18 protein-coding genes are annotated in these 18,323 nt (G+C 39.0%); 1 reads left to right on the forward strand and 17 read right to left on the reverse strand.

Annotated features, from left to right (window positions below; genetic code table 11):
- Window positions 1-72 precede the first annotated feature (72 nt).
- The 13 genes from ACIRUQ_RS06305 to ACIRUQ_RS06365 all read right to left on the reverse strand — a co-directional run bounded on the left by ACIRUQ_RS06305 (window position 73) and on the right by ACIRUQ_RS06365 (window position 14,876).
- The gene (locus ACIRUQ_RS06305) at window positions 73-606 is read right to left on the reverse strand and encodes a LuxR C-terminal-related transcriptional regulator (RefSeq protein WP_022035252.1); all 534 of its coding nucleotides are present in this window, start codon (window positions 604-606) and stop codon (window positions 73-75) included.
- A gap of 752 nt (window positions 607-1,358) precedes the next feature.
- Window positions 1,359-2,105, reverse strand: coding sequence for a nitroreductase family protein (locus tag ACIRUQ_RS06310; protein ID WP_022035730.1), 747 nt, complete (start codon window positions 2,103-2,105; stop codon window positions 1,359-1,361).
- 125 nt (window positions 2,106-2,230) lie between these two features.
- Window positions 2,231-3,043 (reverse strand): low specificity L-threonine aldolase, encoded by an 813-nt coding sequence (locus ACIRUQ_RS06315; protein ID WP_404856540.1) that lies wholly within the window; start codon window positions 3,041-3,043, stop codon window positions 2,231-2,233.
- A 275-nt stretch (window positions 3,044-3,318) separates the two neighbouring features.
- Entirely contained in the window at window positions 3,319-4,923 is a 1,605-nt protein-coding gene (pckA, locus tag ACIRUQ_RS06320; RefSeq protein WP_055291283.1) for a phosphoenolpyruvate carboxykinase (ATP), read from the reverse strand.
- Between the two features lie 277 nt (window positions 4,924-5,200).
- Entirely contained in the window at window positions 5,201-5,854 is a 654-nt protein-coding gene (locus tag ACIRUQ_RS06325; RefSeq protein WP_022035727.1) for an ABC-2 transporter permease, read from the reverse strand.
- On the reverse strand, window positions 5,851-6,231 hold the full coding sequence (locus tag ACIRUQ_RS06330) for a hypothetical protein (RefSeq protein ID WP_242853642.1): 381 nt from the start codon (window positions 6,229-6,231) through the stop codon (window positions 5,851-5,853). The genes ACIRUQ_RS06325 and ACIRUQ_RS06330 overlap by 4 nt, the downstream gene beginning before the upstream one ends.
- Window positions 6,232-6,341: 110 nt before the next feature.
- Window positions 6,342-7,544: a hypothetical protein gene (locus ACIRUQ_RS06335; RefSeq protein WP_055291281.1), complete on the reverse strand. Its 1,203-nt coding sequence runs from the start codon at window positions 7,542-7,544 to the stop codon at window positions 6,342-6,344.
- A gap of 191 nt (window positions 7,545-7,735) precedes the next feature.
- Complete coding sequence (locus tag ACIRUQ_RS06340) at window positions 7,736-8,119, reverse strand: DUF6262 family protein (RefSeq protein ID WP_055291279.1); 384 nt, start codon at window positions 8,117-8,119, stop codon at window positions 7,736-7,738.
- The gene (locus ACIRUQ_RS06345; protein WP_055291277.1) at window positions 8,088-9,608 is read right to left on the reverse strand and encodes a site-specific integrase; all 1,521 of its coding nucleotides are present in this window, start codon (window positions 9,606-9,608) and stop codon (window positions 8,088-8,090) included. Before ACIRUQ_RS06345 ends, ACIRUQ_RS06340 begins: the two co-directional genes overlap by 32 nt.
- Window positions 9,598-11,352 carry a tyrosine-type recombinase/integrase gene (locus tag ACIRUQ_RS06350; RefSeq protein WP_055291275.1) on the reverse strand — a complete coding sequence of 585 codons (1,755 nt, stop codon included), beginning with the start codon at window positions 11,350-11,352 and terminating at the stop codon, window positions 9,598-9,600. The genes ACIRUQ_RS06345 and ACIRUQ_RS06350 overlap by 11 nt, the downstream gene beginning before the upstream one ends.
- Before the next feature lie 6 nt (window positions 11,353-11,358).
- Complete coding sequence (locus tag ACIRUQ_RS06355; RefSeq protein ID WP_055291273.1) at window positions 11,359-12,489, reverse strand: tyrosine-type recombinase/integrase; 1,131 nt, start codon at window positions 12,487-12,489, stop codon at window positions 11,359-11,361.
- Window positions 12,490-12,646: 157 nt separating this feature from the next.
- Window positions 12,647-14,614, reverse strand: a complete 1,968-nt coding sequence (locus tag ACIRUQ_RS06360) for an ATP-dependent DNA helicase (RefSeq protein WP_055291271.1) — start codon at window positions 14,612-14,614, stop codon at window positions 12,647-12,649.
- Window positions 14,574-14,876: a hypothetical protein gene (locus tag ACIRUQ_RS06365; RefSeq protein ID WP_207642794.1), complete on the reverse strand. Its 303-nt coding sequence runs from the start codon at window positions 14,874-14,876 to the stop codon at window positions 14,574-14,576. The genes ACIRUQ_RS06360 and ACIRUQ_RS06365 overlap by 41 nt, the downstream gene beginning before the upstream one ends.
- 118 nt (window positions 14,877-14,994) lie before the next feature.
- Here ACIRUQ_RS06365 and ACIRUQ_RS06370 point away from each other — a divergent pair, with 118 nt between their 5' ends.
- Entirely contained in the window at window positions 14,995-15,231 is a 237-nt protein-coding gene (locus ACIRUQ_RS06370; protein WP_055291269.1) for a helix-turn-helix domain-containing protein, read from the forward strand.
- 147 nt (window positions 15,232-15,378) lie between these two features.
- Here the strand turns inward: ACIRUQ_RS06370 and ACIRUQ_RS06375 are convergent, their stop codons facing one another.
- The 4 genes from ACIRUQ_RS06375 to ACIRUQ_RS06390 form a co-directional block, all read right to left on the reverse strand.
- A complete protein-coding gene (locus ACIRUQ_RS06375; protein ID WP_055290736.1) occupies window positions 15,379-16,464 on the reverse strand; it encodes a transposase in 1,086 nt (361 codons plus the stop codon).
- Window positions 16,465-16,780: 316 nt separating this feature from the next.
- Window positions 16,781-17,263: an ATP-binding cassette domain-containing protein gene (locus tag ACIRUQ_RS06380; RefSeq protein ID WP_055291007.1), complete on the reverse strand. Its 483-nt coding sequence runs from the start codon at window positions 17,261-17,263 to the stop codon at window positions 16,781-16,783.
- Between the two features lie 18 nt (window positions 17,264-17,281).
- A complete protein-coding gene (locus ACIRUQ_RS06385; protein ID WP_044964412.1) occupies window positions 17,282-17,656 on the reverse strand; it encodes a GntR family transcriptional regulator in 375 nt (124 codons plus the stop codon).
- Between the two features lie 306 nt (window positions 17,657-17,962).
- On the reverse strand, window positions 17,963-18,316 hold the full coding sequence (locus tag ACIRUQ_RS06390) for a hypothetical protein (protein WP_055291005.1): 354 nt from the start codon (window positions 18,314-18,316) through the stop codon (window positions 17,963-17,965).
- Between the last annotated feature and the right edge of the window lie 7 nt (window positions 18,317-18,323).

An 18,323-nucleotide genomic window follows, 5' to 3' on the forward strand; every position in this document is an offset into this window, starting at 1 on the left:
GTTGAACCTGCGGTATATGTATGTCCCCATTCATGATTTTACCTTCCTTTACTATAAAAAGCCGTTCCATAGTTATTTAAGGTTATATTGCGTAAAAAACGGATGGAGCAGATTTGCTCCAAACTGCGTATCAAAGTGTGGTTTACGGATATTCTCCACATTCTGTTCCGGTTCGAGACGTTTGCGCAAAGCAATGAAATCTTCATTTTCTATCTGTTCCATCATTGCCAGAAAAATCCGCGCCCTTCGCTTCATTTTCTGCAGATTAAATTTATATGTCCGGACAGTGGCATCGCTGATCCCCATTTCTTTACCGATTGCTTTATTGTCCTTTTCATAATATAAACCTTCCAGTACATCCTTCTGCGCATCAGAAAGCCCGTTCATTTGCTTGTCCAGATTCAGAAGACACTCAAATACACTGCCGTGCTCATCAAAAATATGCTCCTGCATTGCACGAAGTGCATTCACAGATTTCCCTCTGGAAGAATAAATCAATCCCTCTTCCATTTTATCCCCACAGAAAATGCACTGATACAACTGTTCTTCTTCCGACCAGACATAGCCTCTGGTTAACTCCTCTAATGTAAGCTCTTTGAATTCCATCTTCAGGCGTCCTTCCTTTTCATATATGATACACGCTTGATAATGTTTATGATTATGTTTTGCGTATTTGTTTATGTTTTTCATAAACACTTTTTTATTTCGTTTGTTGATGCTTGCATGTTACCATCTGGTAACTTCTCTGTCAATTGGTATTTTTGCACAAAATACAGTTCTTTCTTTTGTTTCTTTTGTATGTTTCGCTGTTTTTCGTGCGACTGTAATGGACACTCTTCTTTCCTACAAAGACTTTGCCTGGTTAGTTATCTATATTTGCCAGTATGAACCGGTGACTTTTTGGTAACATTTCCCAGTTTTTTTTACGCTTTATAAGAAGTTTTTTTTATGATACAAAGATATTAGCAATCGTAATGTCAGGCAAATATAAATGTACTCTCGGAATCTTTTAAATGAAGAATTCTGAGATAGATTTTTGATATACAATGACATTTTCGCAGTGCGTACACGGTGTGTACGACGAGAAAATGGAAGCAGTATATCAGAAATATAGCCAGAATGACTCGTTTAGAAAGACTCCGAGAGTACATATAATACGTAGGAGGTATTTTATTATGGTAGATGCGGGGTTTCTATCTATTATTCCACCGATTGTAGCAATTGTACTTGCCTTAGTTACTAAAGAGGTTATTTTTTGCACCAAAAAGAGGCTGCGCACTAATTACTTAGTGCGACAGCCCAAGCTCTTGGTTTTTTCCAGTATAATCAAACTTGCCGTCGTTTTTTGGGATAAACGTTTACTTATCCGCATCTTCTTTCTTTGCATACTGCTCCAGATATTTTTGTACGGAACGTGACATTTCTTTTGAAAAATCAGAATTATATTTCCGCTTGCAAAATGCTGTCATCCAATCCTCAAAAGACCTGTTATCACAGCGTCCCGCAAACATCTCTCTCAGTTCAGCTCCATCCATACTCCGATACGTATTCTCATGTACAATATACTTCTGATCTACACGCTGTGGTTTCGGTCGTTGCTTCTGCTGCTCCGTCGGCCATCCAAACACAAGCATTGCTGCCGGAAATACATATTCCGGCAGCTGTAATAATCTTCGCTGTTCCTCACAATTTTCAATAATATCTCCAATATAGCAGGAACCAATACCAAAACTTTCTGCCGCGACAACAGCATTTTGTGCTGCAATCACAGCATCTGACACTGCCAGCATCAGATCACCAACATCCGGTTTGCGTGGTTCACTTCCTGCTTCTGTAAATGCGTCATACCACTTTTTACAATCCGCACAAAATATCAGAACCAACGGCGCTTTTGCAATAAAAGGTTGATGATCACAGGTATCCACCAGTGCTTCCTTTAACTTCTGATCTGTAATATCCAGTATGGTATACAGCTGCTGACAACCTGCTGTCGGAGCCTGCGCTGCCGCTTCCAGAATTACCTGTTTCATTTCTTCCGGAATCGGTCTGTCCTCATAGACACGCATAGATTTTCTCTCATATAAACTTTTTATTATCTCATTCATGTTATCCAATACCTCCTTATTTCAACTCACAGTCGATTTTTTCGACTATGACTTGCTTACTATCAGTGAAAGATACTTTCTTCTCTCCACCATCACTACAGATATATTTCTTTTAAAATCTGCTTCTATAATAAAGTTGAAAGATATTCAATATCTGCTTCCTGAGTAGACCAGCTCGTTGCAAAACGAACAACGGTATGTTCAGCATCCTGCTTTTCCCAGATGCTGAAATCTACTTTTCCGCTCAATTCCTGCAACTTCTCATTTTCCAGAATAATAAACTGCTGATTTGTCGGAGAATCCAAGTAAAAACGATACCCTTTTTCTGCAAATAACTGCTTCAATTTTTCTGCCATATAAATCGCATGTTCACTGATTTTAAAATACCGATCGTTCGTAAAAAGCGTATCAAACTGAATCCCAAGCAGACGTCCCTTTGCCAGTAACGCGCCATGCTGTTTGAACTGTGTCACGAAATACTTCGGTGCACGTCGATTGGTAAATACAACTGCCTCTCCACACAAAGCACCAACTTTTGTACCGCCAATGTAAAAAACATCACACAACTGCGCCAGTTCTTCCAATGTCACATCATTTTCACTGCTGGCAAGTCCATAGCCAAGCCGCGCTCCGTCAACAAATAACGGAAGATCTCTTTTCTTGCATACCTCATAGATTTCCTGAAGTTCCTTTTTGGAATACAACGTTCCATACTCTGTCGGGAAAGAAATATAAACCATTCCCGGAAATACCATATGTTCGTAACTGTCGTCCGCATAAAACCGCGCCACATAATTTTCCAAATCGGCAGCTGCAATCTTGCCATCTTTTCCTGCAAGGGACAATACCTTATGTCCGGTGTACTCGACTGCACCTGCTTCATGTACATTGACATGTCCGGAATCTGCCGCAATTACCCCTTCGAATGGTTGCAGCATCGTGCTAATCACAATCTGATTGGTCTGTGTTCCGCCAACCAGAAAATAAACCTCTGCTTCCGGGCAATGACAATACTGTCTGATTCTAACATATTTCGACCTTTTCTTCCATGCTGAAAAGTCTGTTTCCAGAAATTTTAAAAATTTGCAAGGAATTTCTTATAGAAAAATGTATTTACAAACGATCACAGAAAAAGATGTGGAAAATCCACTATCATGCGAATTTTCCACATCTTGAAAAATCAAATATTCAAATTTTTGTCTTTATAAGGATCTTATGCCTGAGGACCTGCTGAAACAAGTGCTTTACCAGCTTCGTTTCCTTCGTATTTTGCAAAATTCTTAACAAATCTCTCTGCCAGATCTTTTGCTTTTGCTTCCCACTCAGAAGCATCTGCGTAAGTATCACGCGGATCAAGGATTGCAGGATCTACGCCCAGAAGCTCTGTCGGTACTTCAAAGTTGAAGTATGGGATTGTCTTTGTCGGAGCGTTTTTGATGTCACCATTTAAGATAGCGTCAATAATTCCACGGGTATCTTTGATGGAAATACGTTTTCCTGTTCCGTTCCATCCTGTATTTACGAGGTATGCTTTTGCACCACTCTTCTCCATTCTCTTAACGAGTTCTTCCGCATATTTTGTCGGATGAAGTTCAAGAAATGCCTGTCCGAAACATGCAGAGAAGGTAGGTGTCGGCTCAGTGATTCCACGCTCTGTACCAGCTAATTTTGCTGTAAATCCAGACAGGAAGTAATACTGTGTCTGCTCCGGTGTCAGAACAGATACTGGCGGAAGTACTCCAAATGCATCTGCGGACAGGAAGATTACATTCTTAGCTGCCGGTGCGGAAGAAACCGGGCGCACAATATTTTCAATATGATTGATCGGATAAGATACACGAGTGTTCTCTGTTACACTCTTATCAGCAAAATCAATTTTGCCTTCTGCATCCAGAGTAACATTCTCAAGCAGAGCATCACGTCTGATCGCATTATAGATATCCGGCTCAGACTCTTTATCCAGGTTGATAACTTTTGCATAGCATCCACCTTCAAAGTTGAATACACCGTTATCATCCCAGCCGTGCTCATCATCACCGATCAGAAGACGTTTCGGATCTGTGGAAAGTGTAGTTTTACCTGTTCCGGAAAGTCCGAAGAAAATTGCTGTATTCTCACCGTTCATATCTGTGTTTGCAGAACAGTGCATGGAAGCAATGCCCTTTAACGGAAGATAATAGTTCATCATGGAGAACATACCTTTTTTCATTTCTCCGCCATACCATGTATTTACAATAACCTGCTCACGACTTGTGATGTTGAACATAACTGCTGTCTCAGAGTTCAGTCCAAGTTCTTTGTAATTCTCAACTTTTGCTTTGGATGCATTATAAACAACAAAATCCGGCTCAAAGTTTTCAAGTTCTTCTGCTGTCGGCTGGATGAACATGTTTGTTACAAAATGTGCCTGCCAAGCAACCTCAACGATGAAGCGGATTGCCATACGTGTGTCTTTATTTGCTCCGCAGAATGCATCTACAACATACAGTTTTTTATTGGAAAGCTCATTGATCGCGAGTTCTTTTACAGCATCCCAAGCTTCCTGTGTAGCCGGATGATTATCATTTTTATATTCATCAGAAGTCCACCATACAGTATCCTTGGAATTCTCATCTTCTACAATATATTTGTCTTTCGGAGAACGGCCTGTATAAATACCTGTCATAACATTAACGGCTCCGAGTTCACTGACCTGGCCTTTTTCATAACCTTCCAGTTCCGGTTTTGTCTCTTCCTCAAATAACAAATCATAAGAAGGATTGTGAACAATTTCTGTTGTGCCGGTAATGCCGTACTTGCTTAAATTGATTTCTGCCATTTTACCTACCTCGTTCTTTCATTACTGTAATCTAATAGTGTACTTAATTCGAACCTATACTATCATTAAAGACACAATTTGTCAATAATTTATCAATCTTCTGCATTATTTTTGTATTCGAATTAATACACTCTATACAATACAAAAAAATCTGACTAAAAGTCAAGCAATTTCAGTCAAAATATTTCTTACCTTAACATGAAATCGCTGTAAAACGGACAATCGCAATCCGCTTTCGCTCCTTGCTTATTCTGCATTCAAATAATGCCAGTTAATATTACAGTTCTTTCTTTTTCATAATACGGCAGCTGCACAGGTATGACACCACAGCCAGAACAGCGGCTATAAGCAATCCGATCACATCTACCGCCAGATCTCCGGTCAAGTCGAAAGCAGACAACACGACTGCGCTGTTTCCATCCAGCATTCCACTTTTTTCTGCCAAATAATAAATCATCACTCCAACAAAAGCAGAAACACCGATCATTACAAGGCGGCTTTTTTCTACTCCGAACTTTAACTGCATAGGAATCAGCAGCGATAGAAATAAAATAACAATCGGCAAAAAGGAAAGGCCTTTCAACACTTCTTCTGAAATCACTGCCGGTGTATGTCTTACATTTAATATAATCACATATAACATCATCGTAAGAGACCAGACGATAACTGCTCCACCCATACAAAATACATATTTTTCCCTGACATATATTTTTCGGTTAATAGGTAATGTAAACAAAAAAGCAAATCCATGATCCATCTCATCATAAGAAAGTGTCGAAACCAGGATGGCTGATATAAAAAACGTCAGATAGCCAAGCATAAGTGTGCTTTTCTGAGCAACACCAAGTACAACTGCCAATGCAATAAAACATACAAATGTCTGCTTGCTGTGCATCAACAATCGTATATCTTTTTCTAATAATCCTCTCATCCCTGATAACCTCCTGTCATCATTAAAATCAATTCATCGATATTGCCATTTTCTACAATGATCCCCGGATAATTTTGCTGATAATAATCTTTGTGGTTTGTGAAGCAGGCATAACCGTAAGACGTTTTCTGTGTTTTTAACAGATAGTCCTGATCCAAGCCGGCAAATTGATCTTCACTCACTTTTAATACACCATACTGTTCCAGAATCACATCTGTATCCTCATACAAAATAAGTGTTCCATTGTGGATCAGATAAATATCATCACACAGCTGTTCCAGATCAGACGCAATATGGGATGTGATCAGAATGGAACGTTCTTCATCCTCTTCCATATAGGCCCGCAGCATATCCAGAATATGATTTCTGGCTTCCACGTCTAATCCTGCCGTCGGTTCGTCAATAAAATTGGGTAGCCCTCTCCTATCCCTTGAAAGCACTGGCTTTAACGGTAGGCACATCTGTATATTGTGTATATTTTCTAGTATTAGAGTTCTACTTTCTCTTCTTCCAATGCAGCCTGTAACTGTTTTTCATATGTCACTTGACCACACTTTTTCATTCCAACGATAATTCTTAAACATGTATTTTTCTGTTTCAATTTTCGTATAATATACATTTCATCAAACGCACTATCGACTATATACTTATAAGTATCTTCCAGCTTTTCAACTGCTAAGTTGCTATTTCCCATTTCATAAAAACATAACAAAGTTCTTAATGTTTCCATTGAAATACTCGATAAATACTTTCGCAAAATCTCTACATTCTGTTGTACTTCTTCTAATTTATACCCCTCTGTAACAACATTTTCTTTTGATTTATTTTTTTTACAATAATATTTAACTAATGAAGCATACTCTTTCAACTCATCTTCTGTAATTGTTCCAAACATTCTTTCGCAACCAATATTACTTGAAAACAATCTATGTTTCTTGATTAAATTTAAGGCATCTGTTAATTCTTTACTTCCAAGTTGATATTCCTGCTTAATTTGATTTTTGACCTCTTTAAATTTTTCTGTGCCCCACTCTTCGTAAACCGGAAGTTTTTTTGATATTTCCCCTATATCAGTTCTTGATAAACTTTTTGTAAATGTCCCTAACGAATACTCATCAACACAGCTTCCTAAAAAATAAATCAAGTCATCAAATTTTTCCATTACTGCTTTAAATTCAGTTTCTAATAATTCGATACTTATATGAGAAATTTGATTTTTTATCATATGCGGTTGATCATCTTTATTTAATTCATATTTAAAAGCATCTCCCTCTTCATCAAAATAATAAAACTGAATCATATCTTCTATGTTTTCAAAATATGCAGGAACCCTTCTATCTATATTTTTATTCTCGCATGCCATTTTATATAGTTCTTCAATATTATGTGTGTGAAGTTTCTTTTTTCTTTCTGCTATAAATTCAACTGAGTGACTTATCTTCTTTTTTCTCTCCAGTTCCCATAACATCTTAATAACAATTTTTAGAGATAATTCAATACTATGTCTTGCATTATAAACAATCGGATACACTAACAGATCTTCAACTTCCTGACTCACTTTTAATGACTTTATAAGGATCTCAACTGTACGTTTAAATCCATTTCTTATATCATCATCTGTGGTTCCTCCATTGTCACCTACACACGCAATAATCGTATCCTCTTCATGAAATTCAAATGGATTATCCATTTTCTTTCTACTCCCTTCTCCTAATCATAATTTTCATATATCATTCATAAATACACAACTAACTTTATTGTATCTTTGTTATCACATTATCACATTTTTTTATTCATTTCTATAATGCTCTTTTATATTTCCAACCACAACAGCCGGAAGCTTTTCCTCTCCGGCTGTTGTAAATTATTTTCTGATTTTAGTTACAGATTTTTTAATAGATTCAAATCTTTTTTATTCAACGCTTTTTGTAATCTGATATTCTCTTTTTCCAGTTTCTCTTTTTCTCGTTTCATTTCCCGGATTTGCTGTTCCAGTAATTCAATCCGGTTTTTCAGCACAATGTCTCCTATGTATCTTTTAGGATCAATCAATCCAACCTGCTGCTCCAATGCTCGATCCATTTCTTTCCTGACGGTTTCGTTCTTGTAAAAGAATCCTCTGGATAACCCTGTCCGCTTTACTAACTTTGGTACAGTTACCTTTTCTCTGTCCGTGAGCATTTGTCGGATTTCTGTCACTGCGCGATTTACTTTTTCCTCACTTGTTTTCCGGTTACAAGCTATCATCGTGTCGTATTTGTTCATACTCTTCCTCCCATCCGTCCAGACATTCCAGGACCATCTGTGATAACCTGTTTCTTGCTTTTCTGGTATCATTTGCCAGTATCTGGTTACTCATTTTTCTGTAATATTTTACGTTCTTTAGGCTTTTGTGTCCGAGCAGCCTTGCTATCGTCCAGTCATCCAGATGCATTTCTACAAGCTTTACTCCGTAGACATGCCGGTACATGTGCGTTCCGAATGTAAAATAATTTCCATTATCGTCCCTGAGATTTTCCCGATAAATTGCTGTTGTAATTCTCCCTTGGATCAGTGAGTAGGTCATCGGTTTTGTATGGTCATTTTCATTTGTAAAAATATATTTGCATTTTCCATACCTTTCTTCCGTATAACGGATGGTTTCTCTGATCAAAGCTGCCAGTTCCTGACTGATCGGTTTTTCATAGTAATGTGTTTTCATCTGGTAGATTCTGATCAATATCTCACCGTTTTGTTCCATCAGGCAGTCAGTCCGCAATGTCAGTGTATCTGAGATTCTTGTTCCCAGCATCTGATGGATCGTCATGACTCTGGCGGTCTGTATATCTACTTTTACCAGGAACTCATTAAACCTCTTTAATTCTGCATCTGAGTAGACCTTAAATTCTGCTTTGATATTTGGCGGAATATCCCTGTTCAATATCAGATCTTTTGCCTGTGGATATTGGTAGATATCTGCTACCATATTGAGGATTGATCGAAGCCTTGTTATCTCTGATCGATACCTTTTTGTTCCTGTATTCTCTGTTTTCATATATACCAGATATTCTTCGATAATCGTTCTGTCAAAATCCGCGCAGGATTTTACATTTTTCTTATGCTCATTCAGATATCTGGAAAATCTCCGGATGGCTGTCAGTTCCTTTTTTACAGTCTCCAGGCTTTCTATTCTCAGTTGAAAATATACTGCTTTTTTAATTTCTTCCTTCAACTCTGGCTGACTGATTCCTGTAAAAGATATCGTTTTCCTCGGACGTATCAAATCCTGCTTCACCTGTATGTCAAGTTTTTCAATTTTCCAGACATCTTTTGTTATTTCGTTTACATCCGCATCTCTTAAGTCGGTTAAATAATCAATCAGGCATTCTATATACCCCAGTGTTTTGGCACGTTGCGTTCCTCTTCCACCACACTTATTTTTAAATGGTGCTGTCAGGGACAATCCTTGCTGCAGGAGCCAGATTTTCATCTGCTGCATCCATTTTTCTTTATCCCAGTCCAGAAAACTCTCCGGCCGGTTGTTTTTTTCTTTCAACATCCTGCATAAATGATGGTAAAATCTTCGTTCTGTATAAAATTTTTCTGCTACGAGGTTTTTACCTCTGTATTGCAGGAACTCCCACATTTCTTCCTGCATCTGCTTTGTCGGCAGAAGTTCCAGATCATAATTGGGGTTTGTTCCCATACGTTCTTTGCTGAGATCACTTGCTTTCTGATAAGAATCCAGTTCCTTGATATAAAATCTATTTTCCACGCTTGCACCTCTTTATTCCGGAAGCAAGACTGCTTCCTTCTTTTGCGAAAAGTTCCTGATTTGCTTTGGAAATTCTCTTCGGCATATAGTCCACATATTGCTGTGTCATTTCTTCATAATCATGTCCCAGATAATCTCTGACACTTTGAAGTGGCACTCCATCTTCATAAAACATGGTTGCTATCGTATGCCTGAAATCATGGGATTTGAAATTATATTCCTGAAACAGCTCATGATTTTCATTAAATATTTTCTTCATACTCCATCGAAAACTGGAGTAATGATATGCTTTTCCCTTTTGATTCTGGAAAATATAATCCTCAGTACCAATCCCGTATTTTTTTATATATACTTTCATGATTTTATATAGAATTTCCGGGATGGGGATTCGCTTATATGTCCGCATTTTTATTTGATATACCTGTATCCAGGCGTCTCTCCCCTGCCAGTAATAAGCATTCCCTTTCAGGCAGCATACTTCACTGATTCTCAGTCCTAACAGCATAGAGTGCAGTAAAATCAATCTCGGCTTTTCCGGAAAATCTTTTAAATGTTTTAAAATACTTTCATAGGTTTCCTGTTCTACACTCCGGTCATTATGATGCAGGATTTCCTTTTTCAGATAATACTGGTAATTAAAAGGAACTTCTTTTATGATATTTTTCGTCTGTAGATATTCATAAAACTGATAGATTACTATGATAATATCATTGAAATAGCTTGCTTCCTTGCAGTCAATTATTTGAAAATATTTCTTTATTTCATTTTCTGACACTTGTTTCAAGTTGATTTCCGTTGTTTCTTCCAGCCAGACAACAAATTTTTGAATTCGATAAAATTCAGTATGTATTACACTTAATGCTAAGTGTGTGACTCCCAAACAGTATTTTATATATTCTTGAACAAGTTCTCTGTTATCTGTCCTTTCTATGCTCATAAAAGAAATCATTTTTACAGGATTAGACGGATTCACCCGGTATTCTTCCAGATACAGTCTTTCCATAAACCAGACCGTGGAATCCCATGCAATATTTTTTGCATGGCAGAAAATATATTCCTGACACGCTCTAAGCTCCTGTTTTGCGCATTTCTTTTTATAGTCCGTGTCCCCATAGTTTTCAATTTTGTCGAACTGCTTCTGTGTAAGATATCTGAGATCTTCAATCTGTTCCTGCATGCAAAATTCATATACACTTTTCAATCCGTTTAGATGTCTGGTGCATTCTTTCATTGTTATTTTCTGTTGCACGATATCTTCCAGAACCGTTAAAATCTGCTGTTTGCATATATCTGAACCTTTTACCCTGAAATCCCAGACCAGCTTACTAATATCTGTCGTATATTCATATCGTTTTGCAATCGCCGGATTGGGATGATACCGCAGGAACAGAATGTCATGGAGCAGCTCCGGATGATTCCGGGCATTCCACTTTCCTTTTAAGGTCTGCGCATTTTCTATGATCAGCCGCAACTTTACACGATCTATTCCGAGCAGATAATTACGCACCGTCGAATCCACATAATATTCTCTCAGATATTTTTGATATCCGGCTCTCACCTGATAATTGATCTCTGACAAGTGCCAGATCTCATTCTGAATCAAATATGTTTCCAGACTACCTTTTCCACATTTTTGTTCATAATATTCATCTAATTCCCGTTCCAGTCCTTCAATCAGTTGTTCCCGCTCTGTATTGGATAGGTTCTGCTCTTCCGGCACAAAGGCATACAATCTTGCCGGCATTTATTTTCACCTCCTGCTTTCCAAAAATTGATTAACATTATAAAGATTGGAATATCGACGGTAAAATTCCTGACTTGCTGTCCTTAGCTTGTCATCTAAAACATTCAGATATCGTATGGTTGTATCCAGATGTTTATGCCCTAATGCCTGACTGATCATTTCCAGCGGCCAGTCTGCTTCCCACCTCGTATTTGCATAATATCTCCGAAGCATGTGTGGGGTGATCTTGATTCCGGTCTTTTTCTCCATCCTCTCAAACATATCGTAAACACTGTCTACCTTCATTGGTTTTCCTGTCGTATCCCCTTTGATGTTGATAAACAGATATTCTTGTTTTTGCAGGATGTCCCAGTATTCTCCGATGTAATAAAGCAGGAATTCAAAGGTGTCATCGCTGAGACGTCCTCTTCTTTCTTCTGCATTTTTTGCCCTTGCATCATTCTCGTTGTCCTCTCGGAAATTCACCCTGATTTCATGGGTTTCGTAGTCGATATCTTTCGTATAATCAATTCCTAAGATTTCACCGATACGAAATCCAAGTTCTGATGTCAGCAAAATCAATACCTGATCCCGACAGTTCGTGCAGGCTTCCAGAATCGTAATGATTTCATTCTTTTCGGCTGCCCTCACATCCCGTTCCTCTTCTTTCAGATACCCTTTAAAAGAGCGGGAACGCAGTGTTCTTCTGACTCCAATGGCATTTGCTTTTGTAATCGGCTGGTTATAAGAAAGAACGGATAAGTAAGAATCGTTATTTCTGACCGCTTCTAAAAAACAATAAAACCTGAACACTTCTTTTAAGTAAGCGTTACAGGTTTTATTCTGTGGTCCATTTTCTAAATTGTCAGTATGTTTTCCGGCTTTCAGCCATTTTAGATATTCTGCGAAATAATCATATTGTGTTTCGTAATCCATCTCATAGATATCTTCTGCTTTCTTTTCGTTTTCCAGCAGATATTCCCAATAATAGGCAAGGGCGAATGCATTTCTCCGTATTGTGTTCGGAGAACGATTTGCCCTGACCTGATGCATTAGATATTTGCTTGGGAGCAACACGATTTCCAACGATTCCATATCCCGGATAAAGAAATATTTTACCGAGCCTTCCCTCTGTGTTTCCACTTTGTATCGTTTCATGCTGCTCACTACCTTTCCTCTAACGCTATACACAGTATACCCACTTCATGCCGAAATAGCTATTCATCAATACCAACAATCCCACCGAAAACGCCCTTGAAATACCACCAAACTTTTCGTGCAAAATCTGCTTTCCCTGTAGCAGAACCACGAACGGTTACAGGTAGTATTCCACGCCTTTCCGGTTTCGGATAAAGTGCTGGATATCCTTGATGTCTTTTGCCATCTTGCAGCTTGGAAGCGCACACATCACTTCCTCATGATACCTGCCGCCTTCTCCTGCACGCTCGTCTAAAATGGACACGACACAAGTATCTGTCTCGGTGCGGAGCGCCCGTCCGAATCCCTGTCTTAGTTTTTTCTGCATGTCTGGAACAATCACTGCCTGAATATAATCTTTCAGGCCGGCATATTCCTTCTTCTGTGCTTCGCTGATGGGATCAGGAACAGCAAAGGGCAGTTTTACTATAATCAGCGAAGATACCATATCTCCAGGGAAGTCTACTCCTTCCCAACAGGAGCCGGCTGCAAAAAGGACAGCATTGTCCATCTGTTTAAATCTTGTGATCTCTTCCGGTGAATGTCTCCACACCTCTAGCATCGGGAACGGAATTTCATCCCTTAACATCTGGTAAACGTTTCCCATCAAATGATAAGATGTGAACAGCACCAGCGTATGCCCGTAAGTCGAACAGATCAGTGAATGGATATGGCCTGCTATCATCTCTGCCTCTTCCTGACTTCCTCTTCTGCATTTTTTCAAATTCTTGGGCAGATATAACAGACAGTTCTTCTGATATTCAAACGGGGAGTCTGCCACATATTCCCGGACTCTCCGCACCCTCTGTAATCCTGTCATTTTCCGAATGTGGGAAAATCCCTGTCCGGTTTTTAAAGTTCCGCTTGTAAGAATCGCTCCCATACCTCTGCTCCATAACATCTGGTCCAGGTACTGCGGAATCCGTCTGCTGGATGCACACAATATAATCCGGTGGTCATGGTCCTGCTTCAGATGCAGCACATACTTTTTATCCTGATGGAAAAAGCATTCCAGCACACTTCTGGTTTCTTCCAGCTTGTTTCTGATCCACTTTGGAATCTTCTTTTCTAATTTTTCTATGATCTTATTCATGGTCTGTATCCCCTCATATAAATACATTGCACACTCTTCTGTCATGTGAAATTCTTCTTTTATCCCATATCTGGTTCTGTGGTTTTCTCCTATAATGTCCAGCACCATCCGGATCGTGCCGGACAATTTCCTTATCTCCGGTCCTTGGTACTCTTTCCCTAGATAAAAGCATATTTCCCGGATATCGTCATAACACAGGCTCTTCCCGAACATCTGCTTTGCCGCATCCGGCAGTTTGTGTGCTTCATCTACAATCAATGCCCTGTAATCTTTCAATAACGGGCGGTAATCCTGCAGTCTGTGATAACCATCAGCCAGCAGATAATTGTGATTACAGATCTGAATGAACATTTCATTATCTCTGGAACGCTCCAGATACTGCTGATACCTGCACGAACCTCTTTTCGGGCAGTCTCCCGAACAGAACTTCGGTACACTCACCATCCTTCTGTCAAACCCACTTAAGTTGGACACTTCGTCCATATCATAATGTTCTTTCAACGACAGCAGAGCTTCTTTCTGCAACGCATTTTTGTTTTTCTCTTCGATTGCAACGATTCGTTGCTCCAACCTCTCATCGCAGACAAAATGCTCTTTCCCTTTTCGTATCACAGCTTTAATGGGGGCCTGAATCGTCCCGTTCTCCTGAAGAATCCGGGAGAGAAAAGGGATATATTCTGTAAGAATTGCTTTCTGGAGTGCAATGCTGGAAGTGGATATCACGACCGGACGCTGCTCATAAGGGGAACATCCTTCTGCAAGGAGGGAATATTTTCTCATCAGAACACAGGCCACCAGATAAGCATACGTCTTGCCGATACCGACACCCGCGTCACACAGTGCTATGTTTCTTCCCAGCAGGTTATCCAGCATTTCGTGGCATAACATAATCTGTTCTTCCCTTACTGCCATTCCATGCTCCGGAAACAGTACCCGGAAAATTGTATCAATTTCACGATGCGCTCTTTTTAAATATTCTTTTGTGTAATACATAATTTGTTACCTGATATGCGTGCTGATACCACATCAATACGGCTGTAAAGGACTTGATCAGTGCATCCAATGGTTCTTCCACATCATCGCCAAACTCTTTCCATAAATTTAATCCATAACTTTCCAAGCCAAAGAATTCTGTTAGAAATGAAAACCTCTCCATATCCCCCAATGTCATCTTTTTTCTGCCCGTCAATAATTCCTGATCCCTGCTGCCACAGTAACTCAAGAAAATCTTTTTTTCTTTCTCACTTTCGCTCATAGATTGTCCCCTTTCAGAAATAATTCTTTATTACGAAACATTATAAAATTTTAACCCATTAGAATCAATATATATGTTTCCAAATAACGAAACTTTTATTTTTTAAGGAGAACGTATTATGCAGAAAATCAGACCAGATATGGATATCGGTAAAAATATTCAATCTCTCAGATATAAGAACAACTTGACGCAAGAGCAGGTCATTGCAAAACTGAATCTCATGGGCATCGTCATCTCCAAAAGCACATATGCCAAACTGGAAACAAACCGCATGAATATCAAAGTTTCTGAATTGGTTGCCCTGGCAAAGATTTTCCATACAGATATCAATGCATTCTTTGACGGTCTGCTATGATTCGACATTTCACCTATTCCCTGTGTATATAATTACCTCTAAAAAAGAACTAGTCTATATTCTTATCGGATATAAACCAGTTCTTTTTCTTTCCATCTATATTATTTTTACTACTATAAATGAGCAAATTTGAAAAATTGCACAAAACTACACTGCGAATTTCATAAATGAATCAAAATCATTGCTTTCCTTTGCGCATTGAAAAAGATAACGATACTTTTCCAGCTGAATGGTATCACAGATTTCGTGATATCCAGTTTCAAACGAACAGAACCTACCAGTACCCACTGCACACATGAAATGTGCCAGTGACATAAGTAGCCAGTACCTTTTGATTCCCTGTGCAGAGCGTATCTGATAGCTGTCCAGTGCCAGTTTATCCTTACACTGGCGGAAAAATACTTCAATCGGCCATCGACACACATACCAGGAAAGAATCTCCTGTGTAGACAGGGCTGCGTTTGTACTGATGAAAGCACGCAATGCTTTGGGATTACCAAATGCTTTTTCCGGATAACTCAAAAGAACTACCGCATTTTCTATGCCGTTGAGGTTTCCCTCGTACCGGTACACATAATAGTTTCGTTTTTTGACTGTCACAAGGTCAAATTCACGATGTGTAACAGACAATTCGGCGGCCAGTTCACGAAGTTTCTTTTTCATTCCCGATGGATACAGCAAACGGTTTGTTTTCAAAGCACCGATGGTATGGAACCCTCTCTGTGCAAAGGTATTGATTATCTTTTCAGAAACATACCAGCAGTCGCAAAGAAAATAGGACATTACCGGTGGAACAGGCAGCTCCTTTGCAATGCTTTGTACAATGTCAATCTTGGAAATTGACTTATTGTACATTACAAAAGCATAGTTCAGAACAATGCCATTGCAGGAAAGCATAACAGCAACTGCCTGATGCCCGTAATCCGGTTTTCCCTTTAAATGGGATTGGTGAAAATACGCATCTTCAATCGGATGTAAAGCCTGTGACGAAGGCTTTGTCTTTGAAGCAATCGTATCGTCCACAATACAGAGAACAGGTTTTCCGGTGCGTGCTGCTTCTGAATAAATAATCTCAATGACAGAGCATTTTAACGTATCTGAAAGTAAGGAATCATCCCATTTTCCGGAATTGAGGAAATGGGCAATCGTAGTTCTGTGGCAGGAACTGTTTTTAGCAAAGTCCGTGGTTTTTCCATGATATCCTGAAATGAAAATACTGATTAGGATACTCATAAGATGGTTTATTACTCGGTTCGAATAAAATTTGCATAAGTTTAATTTTTTAAACTGGTTGTATATGAATGAGGAATGATGTATAGTATTTGCGAGAGACACCTTCTTTCGTAAATGTTGCAAATGTTTGTTTTGGCACTTTCATTATACAACACATGGAATCGAGGTGTCTTTCTTTTATGCAAAATCACGAACTTGCTCATTTATAGTTTACTATCTATATTAACCATTCAATATTCCCCTACTACATACACATATTTTTTCATTATCTGTGCATACAGTACCTATATTCTATTCCACATCAACTGTATACACTCTATATACAGGCTATCTTGTTACACCAGTTTACATCCATGACCAGGAGCTTAGCATGGTGGCTGAGTGCGGTCAGCACCCGCAATTTTGCTTTCATACCAGTAGAATATTCACGGATTCGCTTTTTTTCCGGAAGATTCAATTCACGGCACATTTTTTCAAAATATCCTTTATTAAAATCCGGATACATTTTTTCCAATATTTTTTTTACATCCGTAATATTTAAATAACTGCTAAAACCGGATTCTGCCAGTGATGCTCCGATCTGTGCTTTCTCTGACATGCTTAACTGATGCACGCATTTTCCAAATATAGTTATTTCTCCGCTTTCTGCCTCCGTCAGTCCAAGTATCAATTTAATCGCTGTACTTTTTCCGGCTCCATTCTTTCCAACCAGACCTGTGATCCGTCCATTTGGGATCTCCATGGACAGATCAAACTGAAATCCTTCATATGTCTTGCAGACATTTTTCATTTTAATCATTACAAATCCTCCTGCTCCCTATGCCTCGTCCAGCAGTAAAGTTACGATTTCCAAAATTTCATCGTTGCTCAATCCAACGTTTTTTGCCTGATCGATTGCTTTTTCAAATTCTTCTTCTACTGCTCTCCTGCGTGCTTCCAATGCCAGCTGTTTATCTGAAGCTGCAACAAACGTTCCTTTTCCATGAACGGTTGTCACAAATCCGGCTTCCTCCAGCTTGTCATAAGCTTTTTTTACCGTCAGAGCACTGATACGAAGCTCTCCTGCCAGTTTTCTCACAGAAGGAAGCGCCTCTCCCTCCGCCAGCGCCGACTCAATAATTCCCGTTTTTATCTGTTCCATAAGCTGCTCGTAAATTGGCACCATAGAACTATGATTTAAGATTATATGCATATTGATGGAACCTCCCTTGCAACAAACAGTATATAACAGTATGTACCTGTTGTCAACTGTTATATACTGTTTAGTGAGTAAACATTCGAATACTCTTTCAGAAACTTTTTTTGATGGCAATGCATGCGAAATGCAAAACGCCGGTACGCAAATTTAACAATCAGAGATTAAAGGGAAGTATTAAAAAACCACCTCACCGACAATTCTGTCAATGAGGTGGTTTTCCATTTGCACTTAAGTAAAGCGGACATAAGCATCCCCCTTACCCACCGCTTAGTGCTCTACACACTTGAAGCAGGGGATTACTTATTCTTCGTTCACATGCTTGTTTTTATATTCTTCGTATTCTTCCACGCTGATTTTTGCAAACTCACATGCGTTTTCCAATGTAATTCCAAGCTTTAGCAAATCCGGAATCTTATGCATTACAATTTTTTCCATTATTTTTTCTTTCATTTCCAGTTCATGCTCATCTATCTCCTGCTCCTGGAAAGTCATCTGCGGTGCATTTTCTTTCCACTCACTGTAATCGATCGCACTGATTCCGGCAACAGAGCAGGCTTCTTCCAGCCCTACATTATATCTTCCCATAATACGGTCTACCGTATCTACCGTATTTGCGCATAGCTCATCCATTGATTTTTCCAGTAATTTACTCATTTTTATA

The organism is Eubacterium ramulus, from assembly GCF_045002895.1.
In the GTDB taxonomy this organism is placed as follows: Bacteria; Bacillota; Clostridia; order Lachnospirales; family Lachnospiraceae; genus Eubacterium_I; species Eubacterium_I ramulus.

Coding starts and splice junctions, on each gene's coding strand:
- ACIRUQ_RS06380 (WP_055291007.1), bottom strand. CDS start 17,263: ATGATTAAAATGAAAAATGTCTGCAAGACATATGAAGGATTTCAGTTT.
- ACIRUQ_RS06305 (WP_022035252.1), bottom strand. CDS start 606: ATGGAATTCAAAGAGCTTACATTAGAGGAGTTAACCAGAGGCTATGTC.
- pckA (WP_055291283.1), bottom strand. CDS start 4,923: ATGGCAGAAATCAATTTAAGCAAGTACGGCATTACCGGCACAACAGAA.
- ACIRUQ_RS06315 (WP_404856540.1), bottom strand. CDS start 3,043: ATGCTGCAACCATTCGAAGGGGTAATTGCGGCAGATTCCGGACATGTC.
- ACIRUQ_RS06385 (WP_044964412.1), bottom strand. CDS start 17,656: ATGCATATAATCTTAAATCATAGTTCTATGGTGCCAATTTACGAGCAG.
- ACIRUQ_RS06355 (WP_055291273.1), bottom strand. CDS start 12,489: ATGAAACGATACAAAGTGGAAACACAGAGGGAAGGCTCGGTAAAATAT.
- ACIRUQ_RS06370 (WP_055291269.1), top strand. CDS start 14,995: ATGCAGAAAATCAGACCAGATATGGATATCGGTAAAAATATTCAATCT.
- ACIRUQ_RS06340 (WP_055291279.1), bottom strand. CDS start 8,119: ATGAACAAATACGACACGATGATAGCTTGTAACCGGAAAACAAGTGAG.
- ACIRUQ_RS06390 (WP_055291005.1), bottom strand. CDS start 18,316: ATGAGTAAATTACTGGAAAAATCAATGGATGAGCTATGCGCAAATACG.
- ACIRUQ_RS06335 (WP_055291281.1), bottom strand. CDS start 7,544: ATGGATAATCCATTTGAATTTCATGAAGAGGATACGATTATTGCGTGT.
- ACIRUQ_RS06350 (WP_055291275.1), bottom strand. CDS start 11,352: ATGCCGGCAAGATTGTATGCCTTTGTGCCGGAAGAGCAGAACCTATCC.
- ACIRUQ_RS06375 (WP_055290736.1), bottom strand. CDS start 16,464: ATGAGTATCCTAATCAGTATTTTCATTTCAGGATATCATGGAAAAACC.
- ACIRUQ_RS06360 (WP_055291271.1), bottom strand. CDS start 14,614: ATGTATTACACAAAAGAATATTTAAAAAGAGCGCATCGTGAAATTGAT.
- ACIRUQ_RS06365 (WP_207642794.1), bottom strand. CDS start 14,876: ATGAGCGAAAGTGAGAAAGAAAAAAAGATTTTCTTGAGTTACTGTGGC.
- ACIRUQ_RS06310 (WP_022035730.1), bottom strand. CDS start 2,105: ATGAATGAGATAATAAAAAGTTTATATGAGAGAAAATCTATGCGTGTC.
- ACIRUQ_RS06325 (WP_022035727.1), bottom strand. CDS start 5,854: ATGAGAGGATTATTAGAAAAAGATATACGATTGTTGATGCACAGCAAG.